General features: G+C 61.7%; 22 protein-coding genes. 13 read left to right on the plus strand and 9 right to left on the minus strand.

Annotated elements, in window-relative coordinates; genetic code table 11:
* The first annotated feature begins 33 nt into the window (after nt 1–33).
* Together GH769_RS16260 and GH769_RS16265 are read left to right on the plus strand one after the other, a co-directional pair.
* Nucleotides 34–402: a hypothetical protein gene (locus tag GH769_RS16260; RefSeq protein ID WP_130175205.1), complete on the plus strand. Its 369-nt coding sequence runs from the start codon at nt 34–36 to the stop codon at nt 400–402.
* A gap of 23 nt (nt 403–425) precedes the next feature.
* Nucleotides 426–1,211: an outer membrane protein OmpK gene (locus tag GH769_RS16265; RefSeq protein WP_003192827.1), complete on the plus strand. Its 786-nt coding sequence runs from the start codon at nt 426–428 to the stop codon at nt 1,209–1,211.
* A gap of 108 nt (nt 1,212–1,319) precedes the next feature.
* Here the strand turns inward: GH769_RS16265 and GH769_RS16270 are convergent, their stop codons facing one another.
* Together GH769_RS16270 and GH769_RS16275 are read right to left on the minus strand one after the other, a co-directional pair.
* On the minus strand, nt 1,320–2,468 hold the full coding sequence (locus tag GH769_RS16270; protein WP_019818596.1) for a patatin-like phospholipase family protein: 1,149 nt from the start codon (nt 2,466–2,468) through the stop codon (nt 1,320–1,322).
* 30 nt (nt 2,469–2,498) lie between these two features.
* Entirely contained in the window at nt 2,499–3,434 is a 936-nt protein-coding gene (locus GH769_RS16275; protein ID WP_032903745.1) for a lipid A biosynthesis lauroyl acyltransferase, read from the minus strand.
* Between the two features lie 119 nt (nt 3,435–3,553).
* On the opposite strand from GH769_RS16275, the gene minC reads away from it, so the two are divergent.
* The 8 genes from minC (at nt 3,554) to GH769_RS16310 (ending at nt 11,753) form a co-directional block, all read left to right on the plus strand.
* Nucleotides 3,554–4,291, plus strand: coding sequence for a septum site-determining protein MinC (gene minC, locus GH769_RS16280; protein WP_014719299.1), 738 nt, complete (start codon nt 3,554–3,556; stop codon nt 4,289–4,291).
* Between the two features lie 199 nt (nt 4,292–4,490).
* Nucleotides 4,491–5,303, plus strand: a complete 813-nt coding sequence (gene minD / locus GH769_RS16285) for a septum site-determining protein MinD (RefSeq protein WP_003192835.1) — start codon at nt 4,491–4,493, stop codon at nt 5,301–5,303.
* 3 nt (nt 5,304–5,306) lie between these two features.
* Entirely contained in the window at nt 5,307–5,561 is a 255-nt protein-coding gene (gene minE, locus GH769_RS16290) for a cell division topological specificity factor MinE (RefSeq protein WP_003175252.1), read from the plus strand.
* A 106-nt stretch (nt 5,562–5,667) separates the two neighbouring features.
* Nucleotides 5,668–6,303 (plus strand): RluA family pseudouridine synthase, encoded by a 636-nt coding sequence (locus GH769_RS16295; protein ID WP_003192838.1) that lies wholly within the window; start codon nt 5,668–5,670, stop codon nt 6,301–6,303.
* 195 nt (nt 6,304–6,498) lie between these two features.
* Nucleotides 6,499–7,788 carry a M18 family aminopeptidase gene (locus GH769_RS16300; protein WP_014719300.1) on the plus strand — a complete coding sequence of 430 codons (1,290 nt, stop codon included), beginning with the start codon at nt 6,499–6,501 and terminating at the stop codon, nt 7,786–7,788.
* A gap of 196 nt (nt 7,789–7,984) precedes the next feature.
* Entirely contained in the window at nt 7,985–8,152 is a 168-nt protein-coding gene (locus tag GH769_RS28865; protein ID WP_014719301.1) for a hypothetical protein, read from the plus strand.
* Between the two features lie 72 nt (nt 8,153–8,224).
* Nucleotides 8,225–10,390 carry a mechanosensitive ion channel family protein gene (locus GH769_RS16305; RefSeq protein ID WP_019818612.1) on the plus strand — a complete coding sequence of 722 codons (2,166 nt, stop codon included), beginning with the start codon at nt 8,225–8,227 and terminating at the stop codon, nt 10,388–10,390.
* A gap of 16 nt (nt 10,391–10,406) precedes the next feature.
* On the plus strand, nt 10,407–11,753 hold the full coding sequence (locus GH769_RS16310; protein WP_014719303.1) for an amidohydrolase: 1,347 nt from the start codon (nt 10,407–10,409) through the stop codon (nt 11,751–11,753).
* 51 nt (nt 11,754–11,804) lie between these two features.
* On the opposite strand, the gene GH769_RS16315 is transcribed toward GH769_RS16310, so the two are convergent.
* From GH769_RS16315 to GH769_RS16335, 5 genes are all read right to left on the minus strand, one after another.
* On the minus strand, nt 11,805–12,029 hold the full coding sequence (locus GH769_RS16315) for an MbtH family protein (protein ID WP_003192847.1): 225 nt from the start codon (nt 12,027–12,029) through the stop codon (nt 11,805–11,807).
* An 82-nt stretch (nt 12,030–12,111) separates the two neighbouring features.
* Complete coding sequence (locus GH769_RS16320) at nt 12,112–13,512, minus strand: aspartate aminotransferase family protein (protein WP_014719304.1); 1,401 nt, start codon at nt 13,510–13,512, stop codon at nt 12,112–12,114.
* 260 nt (nt 13,513–13,772) lie between these two features.
* Nucleotides 13,773–14,546 (minus strand): N-acetylmuramoyl-L-alanine amidase, encoded by a 774-nt coding sequence (locus GH769_RS16325; protein WP_032903746.1) that lies wholly within the window; start codon nt 14,544–14,546, stop codon nt 13,773–13,775.
* Nucleotides 14,547–14,669: 123 nt separating this feature from the next.
* Complete coding sequence (locus GH769_RS16330; protein WP_014719306.1) at nt 14,670–15,989, minus strand: ATP-binding protein; 1,320 nt, start codon at nt 15,987–15,989, stop codon at nt 14,670–14,672.
* Entirely contained in the window at nt 15,989–16,669 is a 681-nt protein-coding gene (locus GH769_RS16335) for a response regulator (RefSeq protein WP_014719307.1), read from the minus strand. The genes GH769_RS16330 and GH769_RS16335 overlap by 1 nt, the downstream gene beginning before the upstream one ends.
* 175 nt (nt 16,670–16,844) lie before the next feature.
* Here GH769_RS16335 and dsbD point away from each other — a divergent pair, with 175 nt between their 5' ends.
* Genes dsbD through dsbG form a run of 3 tightly spaced genes read left to right on the plus strand, consistent with a single transcriptional unit; the run spans nt 16,845 to nt 20,154 of the window.
* Nucleotides 16,845–18,572 (plus strand): protein-disulfide reductase DsbD, encoded by a 1,728-nt coding sequence (gene dsbD, locus GH769_RS16340; protein ID WP_032903747.1) that lies wholly within the window; start codon nt 16,845–16,847, stop codon nt 18,570–18,572.
* Nucleotides 18,572–19,417, plus strand: a complete 846-nt coding sequence (locus tag GH769_RS16345; RefSeq protein WP_032903748.1) for a TlpA disulfide reductase family protein — start codon at nt 18,572–18,574, stop codon at nt 19,415–19,417. Before dsbD ends, GH769_RS16345 begins: the two co-directional genes overlap by 1 nt.
* On the plus strand, nt 19,393–20,154 hold the full coding sequence (dsbG, locus tag GH769_RS16350; RefSeq protein WP_020302229.1) for a thiol:disulfide interchange protein DsbG: 762 nt from the start codon (nt 19,393–19,395) through the stop codon (nt 20,152–20,154). Before GH769_RS16345 ends, dsbG begins: the two co-directional genes overlap by 25 nt.
* Nucleotides 20,155–20,695: 541 nt before the next feature.
* Here dsbG and GH769_RS16355 read toward each other — a convergent pair.
* Nucleotides 20,696–21,559, minus strand: coding sequence for an IS3 family transposase (locus GH769_RS16355; RefSeq protein ID WP_020300743.1), 864 nt, complete (start codon nt 21,557–21,559; stop codon nt 20,696–20,698).
* A complete protein-coding gene (locus tag GH769_RS16360) occupies nt 21,556–21,849 on the minus strand; it encodes a transposase (protein WP_020300742.1) in 294 nt (97 codons plus the stop codon). The genes GH769_RS16355 and GH769_RS16360 overlap by 4 nt, the downstream gene beginning before the upstream one ends.
* Nucleotides 21,850–22,017 lie beyond the last annotated feature (168 nt).

The following is a 22,017-nucleotide window of genomic DNA, read 5'->3' on the forward strand; positions in this document are numbered from 1 at the left end:
GTACAAAAATAACAACGAACAGGGAACCCCCACATGCACAACCTTGACATGGGGCCGGCCACACGCCGCGCCCCATTCTTGCCCCTCGCGCTCTGTTACAGCGCACTTGAGCCCAGGCCTGGGAGCCAGTATTCTCCGCGCCCGCTCGAATCGACTCAAAAAAAAACAGCGAATGTAAAAGCTGACCTCAAGGCCAACTTATCCCGGCCTGATGTTTGCTGCCAAAGTGCACAAAAGTCCCCTGAATTCGACTGCATCCGCTGCAGCCGACGGGGATTTTTTGGCTTTTTCAACACCTTGGCGCAGCTCTTGCTAAAAGCATCAAAGCTGACCGAACAGACGATTTTTGCAGCGAACCAAAAGGCGCCACACCAGAGCGCCTGCGTAGAAGAAAAACCATAAAATTTTAACTCGGGAGCAACCGAATGAAACCTATGTTCAAAGGCCTGATGCTGGCTGGATCACTGTTGGCCGGTGGCCAGGCCGTAGCCGGTGACTTGTTGCAATGGCAAAACAACAGCCTGACTTATCTGTGGGGCAAGAGCTTTACCGTCAACCCGCAGATCCAGCAAACCGTCACCTTCGAACATGCCGACGCATGGAAGTACGGCGACAACTTCTTCTTCCTCGACCGTATCTTTTACAACGGCAAGGAAGACGGCAATGTCGGCCCGAATACTTACTACGGCGAGTTCAGCCCGCGTTTGTCGTTCGGCAAGATCCTGGACAAGGACCTGTCGTTCGGCCCGATCAAGGACGTGCTGCTGGCCTTCACCTATGAGTTCGGCGAGGGCGATAACGAGTCCTACCTGCTGGGTCCGGCGTTCGACTTGAACATCCCCGGTTTCGACTACTTCCAGTTGAACTTCTACCAGCGCCAGACCGAGGGCAATCGCCCGGGTGACGGCGTGTGGCAGATCACTCCGGTCTGGTCGTACACCATTCCCGTGGGTAATTCCGACGTGCTGATCGACGGTTTCATGGACTGGGTGGTGGATAACGACAAGAACGCCCGCGGCACTTATCACGCCAACCTGCACTTCAACCCGCAGGTCAAATACGACTTGGGCAAGGCGCTGCATTGGGGCGACAAGCAGTTGTATGTGGGTTTTGAATACGACTACTGGAAGAACAAGTACGGGATTGAAGACAGCGGCGCCTTCAAGACAACCCAGGACACGGCAAGCTTCCTGGTCAAATACCACTTCTAAAGGTTGATCGCGGTTCCCTGTGGGAGCTGGCTTGCCTGCGATCGCGATGTGTCTGTGCCAGCAGTGTTGGCTGGCATACCGCTATCGCAGGCAAGCCAGCTCCCACATTCAGTTTGACGTCAGGCCGAGGAAACGAGTGATTTCTTCGCGCTTGGCCAGCGCATCCTTGCGCCCCAGTTCGATCAACTCGCTGCAATACCCCGCCTCGAACAACAGATAACTCAACACCCCTGCCCCGCTGGTCTTGGTCGCCCCCGGCCCGCGCAAAAACACACGCAACGCCGCCGGCAACTCCTGGCGATGTCGTGCGGCGATTTCATCGATGGGCTGGCTGGGGGCAATCACCAGCACCTCTACCGGTGCCAGGCCCTGCACCGCCGCATCCACAGGCACCACACGGCTGAACTGATTCAAGCGCTCCAGCAGCTCGATATCGCTTTCCAGGCTATCAATGAACGTGCTGTTGAGCATATGCCCACCGATTTGCGCCAGGGTCGGTTGCTGGCCGGTGTAGGCGCGTTGCACCGAAGGTTCATTGCCCCGTGGGTTGCCGCTTACCCCCACCACCAACACGCGACTGGCGCCCAGGTGCAAGGCCGGGCTGATGGGCGCGGACTGGCGCACCGCACCGTCGCCGAAATACTCCTGACCGAGCTTGACCGGGGCAAACAGCAGCGGGATCGCCGAACTGGCCAGCAGGTGCTCTACCGTCAGTTGGGTCGGTACCCCAATGCGCCGATGACGCAACCAGGCATCGATGGTGCCGCCGCCCTGATAGAAGGTCACCGCTTGCCCGGACTCATAGCCAAAGGCCGTCACCGCCACAGCCTGCAAGTGCTTGCGGCGGATAGCCTCGTCGATGCCGTCCAGGTTCAAGCGCTCTTGTAACAAGTCGCGCAGTGGCGAACTGTTGAGCAACGCCACCGGCACCTGGCTACCCAGGCCCAACAGGCTATGGATCAGGAAACGACTGGCCTGGCGCATCACCCCCGGCCAGTCACTGCGCAGCACCTGATGGCTGCGAAAGCCCTGCCAGAAGGCCGTCAGCCGTTGGATGGCTGCCGAAAAATCACTGGCGCCGCTGGCCAGGCTCACCGCATTGATCGCACCAGCCGAGGTGCCGACGATCACCGGAAAAGGATTCGCTGCCCCCGCAGGCAGCAATTCGGCAACCGCCGCCAGCACCCCCACCTGATACGCCGCTCGCGCCCCGCCGCCGGAAAGAATCAAGCCTGTGACCGGTTCAGCTGGGCGCATTGCGTCACTCCATGTGAGAAAGGGTTGGGCTTATCGACGGCGCTTTTCGTACAACTTGGGCTCACCCGGCGGTCGGCTCTTGAAGCGGCGGTGGGTCCACAGGTATTGCTCGGGGCATGCGCGTACCGAGGCTTCGACCCACTGGTTGATGCGCAGGCAGTCGATTTCGTCGGTTTCACCCGGGAAGTCGGTCAGCGGCGCATGGATCACCAGGCGGTACCCGCTACCGTCAGCCAGGCGCTCCTGGGTAAACGGCACCACCAGCGCCTTGCCCAGGCGTGCGAACTTGCTGGTGGCGGTGACGGTAGCAGCCTGGATGCCAAACAACGGCACGAAGATGCTTTGCTTGGCGCCGTAGTCCTGGTCTGGCGCGTACCAGATGGCCCGGCCGGCGCGCAGCAGCTTGAGCATGCCGCGCACGTCGTCACGCTCCACGGCCAGGGAATCGAGGTTGTGGCGTTCACGACCACGGCGCTGGATAAAGTCGAACAGCGGGTTGCCGTGTTCGCGGTACATGCCGTCAATGGTGTGCTTCTGCCCCAGCAGCGCCGCGCCGATTTCCAGGGTGGTGAAGTGCAGCGCCATGAGGATCACGCCCTTGCCGTCCAACTGCGCCTGCGTGAGGTGCTCCAACCCTTCGACATGGGCCAGGCGCGCCAGGCGCGGCTTGGGCCACCACCAGCTCATGGCCATTTCAAAGAAGGCGATGCCGGTGGAAGCGAAGTTTTCCTTCAGCAGGCGCTTACGTTCCTTGGCGGATTTTTCCGGGAAGCACAGCTCAAGGTTGCGCGCCGCAATACGGCGACGATCGCCCGCCACGCGGTACATGCCCGCGCCCAGCAAGCGACCAATGGTCAACAGCGCCCGATACGGCAATTGAGTGACCAGCCACAGCAGGCCGAGCCCCAGCCATAGCAGCCAAAAACGCGGGTGAAGAAATACAGCTCGAAAACGCGGGCGATCCATTACAGATTCCGGTAAAGACAAGGGCCGCGCATTCTACAACGGTTCGACTCGGCTTGCGGCGAGTGAGTGTTCTCGTTATAAGTCTCGACACTTTTCGTGACAAGCCGCTTTCGCCGACCATGAGCCAAACCGAACCGCTAGACCAAGATCCCGTGTTCCAGCTAAAAGGCAGCATGCTCGCCATTACCGTGCTGGAACTGGCCCGCAATGACCTCGACGCCCTGGACCGCCAACTGGCCGCCAAGGTCGCCCTGGCGCCAAACTTCTTCAACAACGCCCCGCTGGTGCTGGCGCTGGACAAGCTGCCGGCCGGCCAGGGCGTGATTGATTTGCCCGGCCTGATGCGCGTATGCCGTTCCCATGGCCTGCGCACCCTGGCGATTCGCGCCAGCCGCATCGAAGACATTGCCGCCGCCATCGCCATTGAACTGCCAGTACTGCCACCGTCGGGCGCCCGTGAGCGCCCTCTGGAACCATTGGTCGGCGAAGAAAAGAAAAAACCGGAAAAACCACCGGAGCCTGCGATCAGGCCTACAAAGATCATCACTTCGCCGGTACGCGGCGGGCAGCAGATTTACGCCCAAGGCGGCGACCTTGTGGTGGTCTCCTCGGTCAGCCCGGGGGCGGAACTTCTTGCCGATGGCAACATCCATGTATACGGCCCGATGCGCGGACGCGCCCTGGCCGGCATCAAGGGTGATACCAAGGCGCGTATTTTTTGCCAGCAGTTGACCGCTGAGCTGGTTTCCATCGCAGGTCAGTACAAGGTTTCCGAAGATTTGCGCCGCGATCCACTGTGGGGCGCTTCGGTACAGGTCAACCTGTCGGGCGATGTGTTGAACATCATCCGTCTTTAACGGATACTGCCGCATTTTCCAAGCATCTCTAGACTCTGATAGCAAAGCGAAACCGGCAAGACTTGTGTAGGACTTTTTGGAAGTTGGTGTTTCCCCATGGAAACCCCGTCTTTTTCCTGCAAAGGCTGTCCGCCTGCGGCGAGTTCCAAGAGATGTTTTTCAGGGACCGAAAGTCCTTTTTCCTTAGGGGTGAAACACCTTGGCCAAGATTCTCGTGGTTACATCCGGCAAGGGTGGTGTGGGTAAGACCACCACCAGCGCCGCTATCGGTACCGGCCTCGCTCTGCGCGGCCACAAGACAGTCATCGTCGACTTCGACGTCGGTCTGCGTAACCTTGACCTGATCATGGGCTGCGAGCGTCGCGTGGTGTATGACTTCGTCAACGTGGTGAACGGCGAAGCCAACCTGCAACAGGCCCTGATCAAGGACAAGCGCCTTGAGAACCTGTACGTGCTGGCTGCCAGCCAGACCCGTGACAAAGACGCGCTGACCAAAGAGGGCGTCGGCAAAGTGCTCGCCGAGCTCAAGGAAACCTTCGAATACGTGGTCTGCGATTCCCCGGCTGGTATCGAAACCGGTGCTCACCTGGCGATGTACTTCGCCGACGAAGCCATCGTGGTGACCAACCCGGAAGTCTCCTCGGTACGTGACTCGGACCGCATGCTCGGCCTGTTGGCCAGCAAGTCCAAGCGCGCCGAAGAAGGCCAGGACCCGATCAAGGAGCACCTGCTGCTCACCCGCTACAACCCGGAGCGCGTCAACAACGGCGAAATGCTGGGTGTTGAAGACGTGAAGGAAATCCTCGCCGTGACCCTGCTGGGCGTGATTCCGGAATCCCAGGCCGTGCTGAAGGCATCCAACCAGGGCGTACCGGTGATTCTCGACGACCAGAGCGACGCCGGCCAGGCGTACAGCGATGCCGTCGATCGCTTGCTGGGCAAGACCGTGGAACACCGCTTCCTCGATGTCAAGAAGAAGGGATTCTTCGAGCGTATCTTTGGAGGCAACTAAACAATGAAATTTCTCGACTTCTTTCGCGCCAACAAAAAACCCAGTACCGCATCGGTCGCGAAAGAGCGTCTACAGATCATCGTGGCGCACGAACGCGGCCAACGCAGCACCCCGGACTACCTGCCAGCCTTGCAGAAGGAACTGGTCGAGGTGATCCGCAAGTACGTCAATATCGGCAACGATGACGTGCATGTCGCCTTGGAAAATGACGGCAGCTGCTCGATTCTGGAACTCAATATCACCCTGCCCGATCGTTGATCGAACGGGCGGTCGCCACGGCGGCTCCACTGACGGCCCCCTCGCTCCTACAGGGTGAGGGGGCCGTCAGTGGAGCCGCCGTTGGCGTTTGTTACGAGGCTGTTTAATGCCGCTGTCCAATATCCACATCCTGCATCAGGACGACGCTGTCCTGGTGGTGAACAAGCCGACCCTGCTGCTCTCGGTGCCTGGCCGCGCCGACGACAACAAGGACTGCCTGATCACTCGCCTGCAGGAAAACGGCTACCCCGAAGCCCGCATCGTCCATCGCCTGGACTGGGAAACGTCGGGGATCATCCTGCTGGCCCGGGACGCCGACACCCACCGCGAACTGTCCCGCCAGTTTCACGACCGCGAGACCGAAAAGGCCTACACCGCCCTGGCCTGGGGCCAACCGGCACTGGACAGCGGCAGCATTGACCTGCCCCTGCGCTACGACCCGCCGACCAAGCCCCGCCATGTGGTCGACCATGAGTTCGGCAAACATGCACTGACCTTCTGGAAAGTCCTGGAGCGTTGCGGCGACTGGTGCCGCGTAGAGCTGACACCCATCACCGGGCGCTCGCACCAGTTGCGCGTGCATATGTTGTCCATCGGGCATCCGTTGCTGGGCGATGGTCTGTACGCCCATGAACAAGCCCTGGCCGCCTGGCCGCGCCTGTGCCTGCATGCAAGCATGCTCAGCTTCACCCATCCGCAAAGCGGCGAGCGCCTGCGCTTCGAGTGCCCTGCGCCTTTTTGAAGGGCTGATGCGGTCAAATGTGGGAGCTGGCTTGCCTGCGATATCGGCGTGCCAGCCAATACATCTGGCACAGAAAGACCGCTATCGCAGGCAAGCCAGCTCCCACAGGGTTTGATGTGGTTCTCGGCCATGCACGCTCACTCCAAATATCTGGCCAATACGGTAAACTCTCGCCACTGCTGTCTGGAGCTATTTATGCGCGAAGCGTTGAATCAAGGCCTGATCGACTTCCTCAAGGCCTCCCCTACTCCTTTTCATGCCACTGCCGCCCTGGCCCAGCGCCTGGAAGCCGCCGGCTACCAGCGTCTCGACGAGCGCGACACCTGGGCCACCGAGGCCAACGGTCGCTACTACGTGACCCGCAACGATTCCTCGATCATCGCCTTCAAGCTCGGCCGCCAATCGCCGCTGCAGGACGGTATCCGCATGGTCGGCGCCCACACCGACAGCCCATGCCTGCGGGTCAAGCCCCAGCCGGAGCTGCAACGCCACGGCTTCTGGCAACTGGGTGTGGAAGTCTACGGCGGCGCGCTGCTGGCGCCCTGGTTCGACCGCGACCTGTCCCTGGCCGGGCGTGTCACCTTCCGTCGCGATGGCAAGGTCGAGAGCCAACTGATCGACTTCAAGCTGCCGATCGCTATCATTCCCAACCTGGCCATTCACCTCAACCGTGAAGCCAACCAGGGCTGGGCGATCAATGCCCAGACCGAGCTGCCGCCGATCCTGGCGCAGTTTGCCGGTGACGAACGCGTGGACTTTCGCGCCGTGCTCACCGAACAGTTGGCCCGCGAGCATGGGTTGAATGCCGATGTGGTGCTCGACTACGAGCTGAGTTTCTACGACACCCAAAGTGCTGCCGTGATCGGCCTCAATGGCGACTTCATTGCCGGTGCACGCCTGGACAACCTGCTGTCGTGCTACGCCGGCTTGCAAGCCTTGCTCTCCAGCGACACCGATGAAACCTGCGTGCTGGTGTGCAACGACCACGAAGAAGTCGGCTCCTGCTCGGCCTGCGGTGCCGATGGCCCGATGCTGGAACAGACCCTGCGTCGCCTGCTGCCCGAAGGTGAAGAATTCGTACGCACCATTCAGAAATCCCTGCTGGTGTCGGCAGACAACGCCCACGGCGTGCACCCCAACTACGCCGACAAACACGACGCCAACCACGGCCCGAAACTCAACGCCGGCCCGGTGATCAAGGTCAACAGCAACCAGCGCTACGCCACCAACAGCGAAACCGCCGGGTTCTTCCGCCACCTGTGCATGGCCCAGGAAGTGCCGGTGCAGAGCTTCGTGGTGCGCAGCGACATGGGCTGTGGTTCGACCATCGGTCCCATCACTGCCAGCCACCTGGGCGTGCGCACGGTGGACATCGGCTTGCCGACCTTTGCCATGCACTCGATCCGCGAGCTGTGCGGCAGCCATGACCTGGCGCATCTGGTCAAGGTGCTGGGGGCGTTCTACGCCAGCCGCGATTTACCCTGAGACCGAAGCGCGCCCATCGCGGGCCCGCTCCCACATTTGATCTGTGAATGCATTTCAGTGTGGGAGCGGGCTTGCCCGCGATGGGTTTCCAAACAGATATAAGGCTATCTGACTCACATCAACTGCACTTCTGCCAATCCGGCCTAGACTTGTCAGAACTTCCAGTCCGACAAGGCCGCCCCTCGCCATGATCTCAATGTCCTCATTCCACGCCATGCTGATCCCCATCCTGATCGGCATGATCATGCTCGCGGTCGGCTTCAACTTTCGCGACAAGCCTCTGGGCGTGTTTGGCATGTGGATCGGCATGCTGTTGATCCTCGGCACCGTGCTCTACAAGATCCTCGCCAAACTGGCGCAGTGACAAATGCGCTCGCATTGGGCATAGCGGCCTCGTACACTCGGTCAATTCGTCGTTTTCAAGGTTGACCGCCTCGTGCTTTCCCGTCTGTTTGCCCTGCCCTGCTACCTGCTGATCGCCCTGCTCACGCTGCTGCCAGTGATGCCCGCCCAAGCCGTGGGCTTGCCCGGGATGCTGGGCGGCTCCAGCAAGACCCAACCTCAGGCCGAAGTGCCCTTGGGGCAGTCGCTGGACGAAGTGATCAAGACCCTGGAAAACGACCAGCAACGCACCCAGTTGCTCAGCGACCTGAAGAAGCTGCGCGCCGCCACACAAAAGGCCCAGCCCGCCGCCGAACTCGGCGTACTCGGGTTGATCGGCAGTACGCTGTCGGGCTTTGAGCAGCAGTTTTCCGGCGCCGACAGCCCGTTGGGGCGCTGGTCCAATGAAGTCGACCTGGCCAAGGATGAACTCGCCGCCCTGATGTTGCCGGCCAGCGAATGGCTGCCGATCATCTTCGGTTTTGCTGTGATCCTGGCTGTGTGGAGCCTGCTGGCCGCTGCGCTGATCTGGCTCAGCCATCGGGTGCGCGAGCGTTTCGGCCTGCCCGAAGAGCTGCCGCAGCACCCGCGCACTTGGGACATGCTGCGCTTTGCCCTGCGCAAGCTGGGCCCCTGGTTGATTGCCCTGGTGATCACGGTTTACCTGAGCTACGCCCTGCCTTCCTCCCTGGGCAAATCCCTGGCCATGGTGCTGGCCTATGCCTTGGTGGTCGGCACCTGTTTCTCGGCCATCTGCGTGATTGCCTTCTCCGTACTCGACGGCCCGCACCGCCACCGTGCCCTGTATATCCTGCGCCATCAGGCGTTCCGCCCGCTGTGGTGGATCGGCAGTTTTGCCGCCTTCGGTGAAGCCTTGAGCGACCCGCGCCTGGTTGCCGCGCTCGGCCAGCATCTGGCCCACACCGCCGCGACCGTAGCCAATGTCATGGCGGCGTTGTCCACCGGGGTGTTTATCCTGCGGTTCCGCCGTCCGATTGCGCACCTGATCCGCAACCAACCGCTGTCGCGCCGCCTCAACCGCCGAGCGCTCACCGATACCCTGTCGATCATCGGCACCTTCTGGTACATCCCGGCTCTTCTGCTGGTGGGCATCTCACTGTTCGCCACCTTCCTGTCGGCCGGCGACACCAGCACCGCCCTGCGCCAGTCGCTGCTGTGCACGGTGTTGCTGGTGTTGTGCATGGTGATCAACGGCCTGGTGCGCCGCCACGCCCTCAAGCCGCACCGCGGGCACAAGCGCCATGCGCTGTACTCCGAACGCCTCAAAGGCTTTGTCTACACCCTGGTGCACCTGGTGGTGTGGCTGGTATTTATCGAACTGGGGCTGCGGGTCTGGGGCCTGTCGATGATTCGCTTTACCGAAGGTGAAGGCCATGAAATAGCCGTGAAGCTGTTCGGCCTCGGGGGCACGTTGCTGTTTGCCTGGCTGATCTGGATCCTCAGCGACACCGCGATTCACCACGCCCTGACCCGCTCGCGCAAAGGCCTGGCCAACGCCCGCGCGCAAACCATGATGCCGTTGATCCGCAACGTGCTGTTCGTGACCATTTTCATCATCGCCGCCATCGTCGCCCTGGCGAACATGGGCATGAACGTCACGCCCTTGCTGGCCGGTGCGGGTGTGATCGGTATCGCCATCGGTTTTGGTGCGCAATCGCTGGTAGCCGACTTGATCACCGGGTTGTTCATCATCATCGAAGACTCCCTGGCCATCGACGACTACGTGGACGTCGGCGGCCACCTCGGTACCGTAGAGGGCCTGACCATCCGTACCGTGCGCCTGCGCGATATCGACGGCATCGTGCACACCATCCCGTTCAGCGAAATCAAGAGCATCAAGAACTACTCCCGCGAGTTCGGCTACGCCATCTTCCGGGTGGCGATCCCTTACAACATGGAAATCGACGACGCGATCAAACTGATGCGCGAGGTCGGCCATGCCATGCGCAACGACCCGCTGCAACGCCGCAATATCTGGTCGCCGCTGGAGATCCAGGGCGTGGAAAGCTTCGAGTCCGGCAGCGCGATCCTGCGCGCACGCTTCAAGACCGCGCCGATCAAGCAGTGGGAAGTGTCGCGGGCATTCAACCTGTCGCTCAAGCGGCACCTGGATGAAGCCGGGCTTGACCTGGCGACACCGCGCTTGAGCGTGCAGGTGCAGACTGCCGGGAGCGTGCAGGAGAAAGATCCACAACAATAGGCAAGGAGAGGTTGGTATGCGAATGAACGGTCTGACACACCAATGGGTTTTGGGTCTGCTCGGCGCGGTCGCGAGCAGTGCAGTGATCGCCGCCAGCAGCGGCCAGGACAGTGCCCGGGAAACCATTGCCGCCCAGGCAAAAATCCTCGAACCCAGCCTGTTGGAAACCCGCCGCGATATCCACGCCCATCCCGAACTGGGCAATACCGAAACCCGCACCGCCGAGTTGGTCGCCAAACAGTTGCGCGAACTCGGCCTTGAAGTAAAGACCGGGGTGGCCCGCACTGGCGTCGTCGCCATCTTGAAAGGTGCCCTGCCCGGCCCGACCGTGGCCCTGCGCGCCGACATGGATGCGCTGCCGGTCAAGGAAGTCGCCGACCTGCCCTTCGCCTCCAAAGCCAAGGGCACCTACCTGGGCAAAGAAGTCGACGTGATGCACGCCTGCGGCCACGACGCCCATACCGCTATCCTGCTGAGCACTGCGAAGATTCTTACCGGGATGCGCGAGCGGCTGCCCGGCACCGTGGTGTTTTATTTCCAACCGGCCGAAGAAGGCCCCAGCGATTTTATCCCCGACGGCAAGAACACCTGGGGCGCGAAGATGATGGTGCAGGAAGGCGTAATGAAAGCGCCCAAGCCTGACGCGGTGTTTGGCCTGCACGTATGGGCCGGTGTGCCTGCCGGGCAAATCGCCTATCGCCCTGGCCCGACCCTGGCCAGTTCCGATGACCTGCGCATCAGGATCCTCGGCAAACAGACCCACGCCGGCCGCCCCTGGGACGGTATCGACCCGATCACCGTCGGCGCGCAAACCATTGTCGGCTTGCAGACCGTAGTCAGCCGCCGTACCGATATTTCGTCATTCCCCTCTGTGGTGAGCATCGGCACCATCAACGGTGGCACCCGCTATAACATCATCCCCGAGTCGGTGGACATGAGCGGCACCATTCGCTCCTACGACTACGGCATTCGCCAGAAGCTGCATGGGGATGTGCGCCAGACCGTAGAGAAAATCGCCGAAAGCGGTGGCGCCAAGGCCGAAGTGACGATCATCGAGAAGTACGACCCCACCATCAACAATCCGGCGCTGACCGAGAAAATGCTGCCGAGCCTGCGCTGGGCGGCTCAGGATGATGTGGTGCAAGGCCCGTTGGTGGGTGGCGCCGAAGACTTCTCGTTCTATGCCAAGGAGGCGCCGGGGCTGTTTGTCTTCCTGGGGGTGACCCCAAGGGACCAGGACATGAGCAAGGCGGCGCCGAATCACAACCCTGGGTTCTTTGTGGATGAGTCGGCGTTGGTGGTGGGCGTGAGGACGCTGGCGTCGTTGGCGACGGATTACCTCTACACCCACACATCACTGTAATGCTTGATGTGGGAGGGAGCTTGCCCCCTCCCACATTTGAACCCAGGTGAATCAGTTGGCGAGGGCCGCGCCGTCCATTTTCTGGCGCAGGCTCAGCGGGCGCATATCGGTCCACACTTCCTCGATGTAGGCCAGGCATTCTTTCTTCATGCCGCTCTTGCCCACGGTGCGCCAGCCTTCCGGCACGGCCTTGTAGTCGGGCCAGATCGAATACTGTTCTTCATGGTTGACCACTACCTGAAAGAGGATGTCGTCGCGGTCAAATACTGAGGTCATTGCTGTTCTCCGTCGCTCAAAGGCTGGCTGCGCACCACGCGCAGCACTGATATCTGTAGAAACGTACCAAGGGCCTGGAAAATTAGACGCTGGCCACGGCCGCCGCCAAGGCGCGCCCGAAAATCTCGGCCACCTGGTCGACTTCGCCAGCGGTGATCACCAGCGGTGGCAGAAAACGCACCACACTGCCATGGCGCCCGCCCAGTTCCAGGATCAGCCCGCGCTTGAGGCATTCGCGCTGCACCAGCGGCGCCAACTGGCGATGCACCGGTGGGTGGCCCTGACTATCCGGCGTGCCAGTCGGGTCTACCAGCTCCACCCCCAGCATCAGCCCACGCCCACGGATATCCCCCAGATGCGGGAAGTCGCGCTGCAGGATGCGCAGGTGTTCGCCCAGGCGCTCACCCATGGCCGCCGCATGGCCCGCCAAGTCGTGATCCCTGAGGTAGCGCATCACCGCTGAGCCTGCCGCCATCGCCATCTGGTTGCCACGGAAGGTCCCGGCATGGGCGCCCGGCAGCCAGGTGTCGAGCCAGTCGCGATACACCACCACCGCCAGGGGCAGGCTGCCGCCAATCGCCTTGGACATGACCACCACGTCCGGGATGATGCCGGCGTGTTCGAAGGCAAACATTTTGCCGGTACGCCCAAAACCACTCTGGATTTCATCGACGATCAGCGCCACCCCCGCTTGCGCGGTGATACGGCGCAGGCCACGCAGCCAGTCGAGGTCCGCCGGGATCACGCCACCCTCGCCCTGGACCACTTCGACAATCACCGCCGCTGGCAGCAACACGCCGGCTTCCGGATCGTTGAGCAGATTCTCCAGATAATGCAGGTTGACCCGCACACCTTCGGCGCCACCCAGCCCAAACGGGCAACGGTAGTCATACGGGAATGGCAGGAACTGCACGCCATTGCCGAGCAAGGCGCCCAAGGGTTTCTTGGGTCCCAGGCTGCCCATCAAACTCAGCGCGCCCTGGCTCATGCCGTGATAGCCGCCCTGGAACGACAGCACGGTGCTGCGCCCGGTGGCGGTGCGCACCAGCTTCAACGCGGCTTCCACCGCATCGGTGCCGGTGGGGCCGCAGAACTGGATTTTCGCTTCTCGCGCCAGCTCCGAAGGCAGCAAACCGAACAGGTCCTGCACGAATTGATCCTTGACCGGCGTGGTCAGGTCCAGGGTGTGCAGGGGCAGTTCGTCGCTCAGCACTTGCTGGATGGCCTGGATCACCACCGGGTGGTTATGCCCCAGCGCCAGGGTTCCGGCGCCGGCCAGGCAATCGATGAACCGACGCCCCTCGACGTCCTCCACGTAGATCCCCTTGGCGCGCTTGAGCGCCAAGGGGATGCGCCGAGGGTAGCTGCGGGCGTTGGATTCCTGCTGGCGCTGGCGGGCCAGCAGCGGGCTTTCGTCAAACTGATAGAGCGTTTCCGCGGCCTGCACCGGGGCGTCTTCGATACGGCTGGTAGCGACTGACATCTCTGGATCCCTCAATACGCTGTTGATCGTGACCAAACTGCCGATCCGTTGGCGTCTGGCCCAAGGGCATGCGCACGGATTTCCTGTTGTGGAGACGCTTCAGGTGCACGGGGATTTAGGAAGTTGGTCGGATATTTACCGATTGTGGGGAGATTAAAATGTGGGAGCGGGCTTGCTCACGAAGGCAGTGTGTCAGTCGCTGCATCGGTTACTGCACTACCGCTTTCGCAGGCAAGCCAGCTTCCACATTTGAACAGCGCTCAGCTCCGAAGCCCGCGGTATTTTTCATTCAGCGCATAAAGAATCGCGCACGTCTCTGCATCCAGGAATCCACAATAATCCCGTGGCCGAAAGTGCATCTGGAACGCCCGGGTGCGCTGCTCATAGGCCCGGCGATTCTGCGCCGGCTTATACCCATAACGCTGAAACGCCCTCTCCACCTCGACCTCCGGCGGCAAGCCGAGACAAAAGCGGCGCTGGTACATCGCCCGCGTCTGCTCATCAAACCAAGCCCCAATGCCGGCTTCATGCAGCAGACGCCAGGGCAGCCGAGGCCCCGGATCGCTCTTGCGCCAGTAGGCCACGTCCGAATGCCCGAGCCAGTCAGTAGGGCCGACCTGCGGATAGCGCTCCAGCAGGTCGCGAAGCAATGCAATCAGTAGGTCAATCTGCGCGGGTGCGTATTGCGTAAAGGTAAAGACGCCCGCGTCATCCCGCGCCAGGTTGACGATTTCAATGCCCACCGAGCGGCTGTTGAGATCCGCCTTCCCCGCCCAATAACTCACGCCGGCGTGCCAGGCGCGCTGGCCCTCGTCCACCAGGCGAAACACGCGCAGCTCTTCATAACCGGCAGCACAGTAGCTGGGCTCATCGGGGTCGGGCAGCAGGTAGTGGGCGCTGACGCCCTCTTGAGTTAGGGTGCGTAGCGATGAAGCAAAGGGCGCTGCGGTGTAGTGCACAATCACCTGCTGCACGGATTCGCCGCGGCGGTCGTTGAAATCCCTGGCAGGGAAACTGGTGTCGATCACCAACATAAGAACAGTCCTTTTCAATTCAGGCCGACTCATTCGGCCCGTTCAAGCACAAAAAAATTACCGCCATCCTGAAGACTTGAGCCTCAGGCGGGCGGTAATTATTTGCCACGTGAAAAGGGCAGCTCAGCGCCGCAACGGCATGCCCAGGTCGACCCGCATACCATCGGGCTGGCTGTCGAAGTGCAGCGAGCAGGAGCAACGCTGCACGATCGCCTGGACAATCGCCAGGCCCAGGCCACAACCTTCGCTGCTGCCATTGCGCCAAAAGCGTTGGGTGAGGTATTGCAGGTCTTCGCTGGAGATCTGCTGGCCATGGTCACGCACGCGGAACACCACGTTATCCGGGGTAGAAAACACCTGCAGTTCCACGCGGGTATCGGCGGGGGTATGGCGCAAGGCGTTGTCCAGCAGGTTACGCAAGGCCGCGACGGCAAGGCCAACGGGCATTGCCACTGGAACAGGGGAAAGATCCGGCGCCAGGATCAGATCAATGCGTGAATTGTCGCCAGCGTTGGCATCCTGGATCGCCAACCGGGCGACTTCCTCGGCACTGGATTGCAGGCCATCGTCAAACGACAGGCTGCCCTCCACCCGCGCCAGCAACAACAGTTGCTCCAGGGTGCGATGCAAGCGGTCGGCGCCCTCCTCGGCGTGCGCCAGGGACTGGTCGCGGGCCGCGCCCTCGGTCATGCGCGCGACTTGCAGGTGGGTCTTGATCGCGGTCAACGGGCTGCGCAGCTCATGGGCGGCGTCGCCGGTCAGGCGACGTTCGCGCTCGATGGTCTTGGCGATGCGCTGCAGCAGTTGGTTCTGGGTGTCAAGCAACGGCTTGAGTTCACTGGGCAGCGGGTGAATCTGCAAGGGTTCCAGGGAATCGGCACTGCGCCGCATCAAGGCATCCCGCATACGGTTGAGCGGCACCAGGCTCTGGCCGATGCCCAGCCATAGCAGGCACAGGCAGCCCAGCAATGCCACACCGACCGGCACCGACGCCGCCAGCAGGATCGACAGGTTGAGGGCTTCACGCTCCACCTGGCGGTCGGCGGTGGTGATCAGCAAGTCGCCACGGGACAGGGTAAAGCTGCGCCAGCCCACGCCGTCGATGATCTGGTCGCGAAAACCGCTGCGGCGCGACTCCAGCCCTTCCTCCGGCGTGGTATGGCTGCGCGCCAGGATCTCGCCGCGCAACGAACTGACCTGGCAGGCCATGCCGCCCGGCACATTCAGTTGTTCGGTACGCAAATGCGCGCCACCGCTGACGCTGGCCAGGCCCGGCATCTGCTCGGTGAGCCCGGCTACCATGCGCGCCGAAGCCACCAGGCGCTGGTCGAGGGAAAACATCATCTGGTTGCGCAAATCGTTGAGCATCCAGGCGGCCGCCAGCACCCAGATCAGTACAAAAGCGGCGCCCAGCTTGAACGTCAGGCGCAGGCGCAAGCTCATCACGGCGTGTTTTCTCCCCCATCAGCGGTGCCCAGGCGATAGCCCAGCCCCCTGACGGTTTCGACGATGCCATTGCCCAACTTGCGCCGCAGGTGGTGGATATGCACGTTGAGGGCGTTGCTTTCCAGTTCGTCGCTGAAGCCGTAGACGCTGTCCTTGAGCTGTTCACTGGACAGTACGCGGCCCTTGTTGTGCAAAAGCGCCTGCAACAACGCCTGTTCACGCCGGGACAAATCTACCGGCTGGCCGCCGAGGAAGGTCTCGCGGCTGCTGGGGTCGTAGGCCAGGCGCCCATGTTCGATCAGATTGACGCTGCGTCCCGCCACACGGCGCAGCAGGGTTTGCAGGCGAGCAGCGAGTTCACGCAGGTCGAAGGGCTTGAGCAGGTAGTCGTCGGCGCCGGCTTGCAGGCCGTCGACGCGGTTGGTCACCGAGTCCCGCGCGGTGAGGATCAGCACCGGAATGTCCAACCCCTGGCTGCGCTGTTGTTGCAGCAGCTTGAGGCCGTCTTCGTCGGGCAGGCCAAGGTCGAGCACCATAATGTCGAAGGCCGCGGCCTTGAGCATCGCCCGCGCAGCCGAGGCCGTGGCCACGCGCTCCACGGTGAAGCCCTGGGCAGTCAGGCCGGCCACGATGCCACTGGCGATCAGTTCGTCGTCTTCACAGACCAGTACGTGCATGGTTAACCCTTCATAAAAGATGGCGCGATTAGAAAAGCCACGGATTAAGCGCGCATTATGCCGCTAAAGTTCGCAACACCGGATAATCCCTACGCTCTAGAATAGCGGCGGTTAATCATCGGTTAATCAACGCCACACATTGTGTGCCTCACTTGCATCGAACTAAGGCTTGACCATGCGGCATCTGTTTACCTTTCTGCTGGCGTTGTTCGCGGGATTCGCCCAGGCAGCGCCGGGCAGCCCCTTCGAAACCAAACCCGACTTCCTCCCGGTGGGCAAAGCCTTCGCCTTTACCTCCGAACGTCTTGAGAGCGGCGAAACCCAGCTGTTTTGGCAGATTGCCGACGGTTATTACCTGTACCAGCAACGCATGAAGTTCGACGGCCTGGCCGAAAAACCCGTGCTGCCCGAGGGTGAAGCCCATAGCGACGAGTTCTTTGGCGAGCAGCAAGTCTATCGCCAGGGCCTGGAGGTGAAGATCCCCGCCGGCACCACCGGCCAGGTCAAGCTCGGCTGGCAGGGCTGCGCCGATGCGGGTCTGTGCTATCCGCCGCAGTCGATCACCGTGGACCTGGGCGGCAACCCGGCCGTCGCCGCGACCGCGCAAGCCCAGGACCAAAGCCTGGCCAGCGGCCTGCAACAGCGCAGCCTGGGGTGGAGCCTGCTGGTGTTCTTCGGCCTGGGCCTGCTGTTGGCGTTTGCGCCCTGCTCGTTGCCGATGCTGCCGATCCTCGCCGGCCTGGTGGTGGGCAGTGGCGCCAGCCCGCGCCGTGGCTTTGCCCTGGCCGGCAGTTACGTGGTGTGCATGGCGCTGGTGTATGCCGCCCTGGGGGTGATGGCCGCGTTGCTCGGCGCCAACCTGGCGGCGTTGCTGCAAACCCCGTGGATCCTTGGCAGCTTTGCGGCGTTGTTCGTGCTGCTCGCCCTGCCGATGTTCGGCTTCTTTGAACTGCAACTGCCCGCCTTCCTGCGCGACCGCCTCGATAACGTCAGCCGCCAGCAAAGCGGTGGCAGCCTGGTGGGTGCCGGTGTGCTCGGCGCATTGTCCGGCCTGCTGGTGGGGCCGTGCATGACCGCGCCCCTGGCCGGCGCCCTGTTGTATATCGCTCAAAGCGGCAATGCGCTGCACGGCGGCCTGATCCTGTTCGCCATGGGCATCGGTATCGGCATTCCGTTGTTGCTGTTGGTCACTGTGGGCAACCGCTTCCTGCCCAAGCCGGGTACCTGGATGAACGTGCTCAAGGGCATCTTCGGCTTCCTGTTCCTGGGCACCGCGGTGCTGATGATTCGCCCGGTAGTCGGCGACAGCCTGTGGATCGGCCTGTGGGGCGCCTTGGCGCTGGTGATGGCGTACTGCGGCTGGGCGCTGGCCCGTGAGTCCGGCCTGGCGGCCAAGGTATTCGGCGCCGGTTCCCTGGTGCTGGGCCTGTGGGGCGCGGTGCTGGTGGTGGGGGCGGCCGGTGGCAGCGATGAGCTGTGGCAACCCTTGAAGGTTTACAGCGGCTCAAAGGTCGCCGGTGCACCGAGCGCCCACGATGCCTTCACCACGATCAACGACCCGGCCGTACTGCAAAGCCAACTCGACAGCGCCAAGGCCCAGGGCCAGTGGGTGCTGTTGGACTATTACGCCGACTGGTGCGTGTCGTGCAAGATCATGGAAAAACAGGTGTTCGGCAAACCCGAGGTGATGGACGCGCTCAAAAACGTGCGCTTGCTGCGCCTGGACGTCACCGCCGACAACGCTGCCAGCCGCGAGCTGCTGGGCCGCTACAAAGTGCCAGGGCCACCGAGCTTCGTGTGGATCGGCCCGGACGGTGAAGAACGCCGCGCCCAACGCATCACCGGGGAAGTAGACGCCGCCGCCTTCCTGCAACGCTGGACCCAGACGCGGGACGCTCTCTGATGCTGACCCTTACCATCGGCACCTTCGCCATCGCCCTGAATCACCTGCTGCTGATCAGCGCGCTGATTCTCGCCACCCTGGTGGGCTGGCGCGTGGCCAAGCGCGGCGGCGAAAACCCGGAGTCGGTGCTGTTCAGCCTGTTTCTGCTGGGCCTGCTCGCCGCCCGGGTCAGCTTTGTGCTGATGTACTGGAGTTATTACAGCAACGACTGGGTGGAAATGGTCGACCTGCGTGACGGCGGCTTTCTCGCCTGGCCCGGGATCATCGCGCTGATCCTCGGCGCGCTGGCGTACGGCTGGCGTCGCCCGGCCCTTCGCAAGCCGCTCAGCGCCGGGGTGATCACCGGCCTGTTGTTCTGGGGCATGACCAGCCTGTCCCTGAGCCTGTACGAAAAAGGCACACGCCTGCCGGACATCACCCTGCGCAATGCCAATGGCGAGGTGGTGCAACTGGCGGATTATCAGGGCGGCCCCTTGGTGATCAACCTGTGGGCCACCTGGTGCCCGCCGTGCCGACGCGAAATGCCCGTACTGGAAAACGCCCAGCGCATGCGCCCCGACGTGACCTTCCTGTTCGTCAACCAGGCCGAAAGCATGCAAAGCGTCAGCACCTACCTGGCCACCCAGGGCCTGAACCTCGACAACGTGCTGTTCGACGCCAGCGGCCGCCTCGGCCAGGCCGTGGGTTCCATGGCCTTGCCGACTACGCTGTTCTACCAAGCCGATGGGCGCCTGATCAACAGCCACCTGGGCGAACTCTCCGAAGCCAGCCTGGCTCGTGCCATGGAACCCTTCGACAACACCACGACAAGGAAACCGACATGCCTCGCCTCCGCCACCTGCTGACCCTGCTGCCTTTGACGCTAGCCGCTACGCTGGCCCAGGCCGAAGACCTGCCGGCCCCGATCAAACAGATCGAAGCCAAAGGTGCCAAGATCATCGGCAAATTCGATGCCCCCAGCGGCCTCACCGGCTACGCCGCCCAGTACCAGAACCGTGGCATGGCCCTGTACCTGACCGCCGACGGCAAGCACGTGATCGCGGGCAACCTGTACGACGCCCAAGGCAATGACCTGAGCACCGCGCCCCTGGAAAAACTGGTGTACGCGCCGATGGCCAAGGAAGTCTGGGCCAAGATGGAAAACAGCAGCTGGATCCAGGACGGCGACAAAAATGCCCCGCGCACCGTCTACCTGTTCAGCGACCCCAACTGCCCGTACTGCAACATGTTCTGGGAACAGGCCCGCCCGTGGGTGAAGGCCGGCAAGGTGCAGTTGCGCCACATCATGGTCGGCATCATCCGCGAAGACAGCCCAGGCAAATCCGCGGCCCTGCTCGCCGCCAAAGACCCGCAAAAAGCCCTGCAAGAACACGAAGCCGCCGGCAAGGGCAGCAAGCTCAAGGCGCTGGAAAAGATCCCGGCCGAGGTCGAGGCCAAGCTTGATGCCAATATGAAGCTGATGGATGAACTGGAGTTGTCGGCGACGCCGGCGATCTTCTATCTGGATGACAAGGGTGGGTTGCAGCAGCAGCAAGGGGCGCCTTCGCCGGATAAGTTAGTGAAGATTCTCGGACCAAAATAAGCGCCGCCATCGCGGGCGCCATCGCAGGCAAGCCAGCTCCCACATTTGAATGTATTCACAACTCAAAATGTAGGAACTGGCTTGCCTGCGATGAGCATAGGTATCTACACAACTTCGGCACGACGCTAAATCTGTGGCGAGGGAGCTTGCTCCCGTGACGGCCTGGCAGCCGACACAGATATAACTGATGCCCCGCGATCCAATGTGCGAGCTGGCTTGCCTGCGATGAGCATAGGTATCTACACAACTTTGTGGGTTGTAACAGCAGACGGTAACCACGATGCGAAGCGAGTCGCTCTTGATCTGCTTTTGATCTTGATCTCAGGCGCCCCGTTAAACCACGCTGGCCGAACGCAGGCTTGAAGTCGTGGGCAACCCGGCAGGACGCCGGGTTAGCCGCCCCGCGCCATGGATGGCGCGTGGCGGCGGCCCACGACTTCAAGCCTGCGTTCGGGCACACCGAGCCTAAGCGAGGTGCCGAGTGGTGGGGCAAGAGCGTTTTGCTGGGCCTGTCCCCCGGCAGCGTACGCCATGAAGCTGGTTATCCAGTCTTCTGCCTCAAGCTCTTTGCATATTCGTTCGGAGAACGATACCCCAGAGCTGAGTGCAGTCGACTGCTGTTGTAAAACCCATGCACATAGCTGGCGATCGATAGCTGTGCCTGTTTTTTGGTGGGGTAGACCCCAAAAGCCTCCTCTCTTTTCAGCGTAGCGAAAAAACTCTCCGCCACTGCGTTATCCCAGCAATTTCCCTTTCGACTCATGCTCTGTTTGAAGTCCTTCTTAGCTAACGCTAGACGGAACTTACTGCTTGCGTACTGACGGCCCTGATCGGAGTGAAATACTGCTCCGCTAGTGCCAGAACAGGCGCTCCAGGCATTCAGAAACGCACTTTCCACCAGGCCATCTGGCATGCGGTCTGACAAGCTGTAGCCCAAGATCTGGCGGGTCTGGATGCTCAACACTACGGCCAGATACAGCCAACCCTCTCTGGTTGGGAGATAGGTGATATCACTGACCCAAGTCGGAGTGGGGTTATCGATGGCAAACTGCCGCGCCACCACATTGTTCGCGACCGGCAAGTAATGGTTGCTGTCAGTGGTACAGGGCCTGAAACCGCGTTTGGACTTGCCGTGAATACCCTCCTCCTGCATCAACCGGCTGACTCGCTTGTGGCCCACTGCATACGATTTCTGGCGTAAGGCTGCGACCAACCGTGGCCGACCGTAGGTGTGTCGACTGGCCGCATAGACGCTGCGCAACTCAATGCGAATCTGAGCGTCAGGATCAGGGCGAGGCTGCCTGTGCGTGTAATCGTAGAAACCTGAAGTTGAGACTTCCATCACCCGGCACAACATACGTACCGGGTATTGAGTCCGTTCAGCAGCGACGAAGGCGTATCTCACCTGGACTCTCTGGCGAAGAATACCGCCGCCTTTTTTAGGATTTCACGCTCCATTTTTAGCTCGGCAACCTCGGCTCGCAGGCGGGCAAGCTCGCTGTCCTCCTTAGTGATGGGCTTGCGCTCGGGCGAGCTCAACGGTTGACCCTTGCGCGTGGCGTTCACCCAGTTATCGAGCGTTTTGACGGACATCTCTAGCTGGCGGGCAGCTTCGGTTCTGCCAACGCTTTCAGCTAACGCAACCGCTTGAGTCTTGAACTCATCGGTGTAGTTACGGCGAGTGGATGGATACATGGCAACCTCCAAGAGAACGATTTAAGTATCGCTTCTTGGCGTCCGTTGTCACGGGACAGGCCCATGCTTACTTTTGCGCTTTTCAAAAGTGAGCCGCTGTAAAAGCGGAACCCTAAGTGGCCGTTACCGCAGGAATGGATATGTACTCGGTATAACTGCGTCGGCTGT

This window comes from Pseudomonas sp. CFSAN084952, from assembly GCF_009648855.1.
GTDB lineage: Bacteria > Pseudomonadota > Gammaproteobacteria > Pseudomonadales > Pseudomonadaceae > Aquipseudomonas > Aquipseudomonas paracarnis.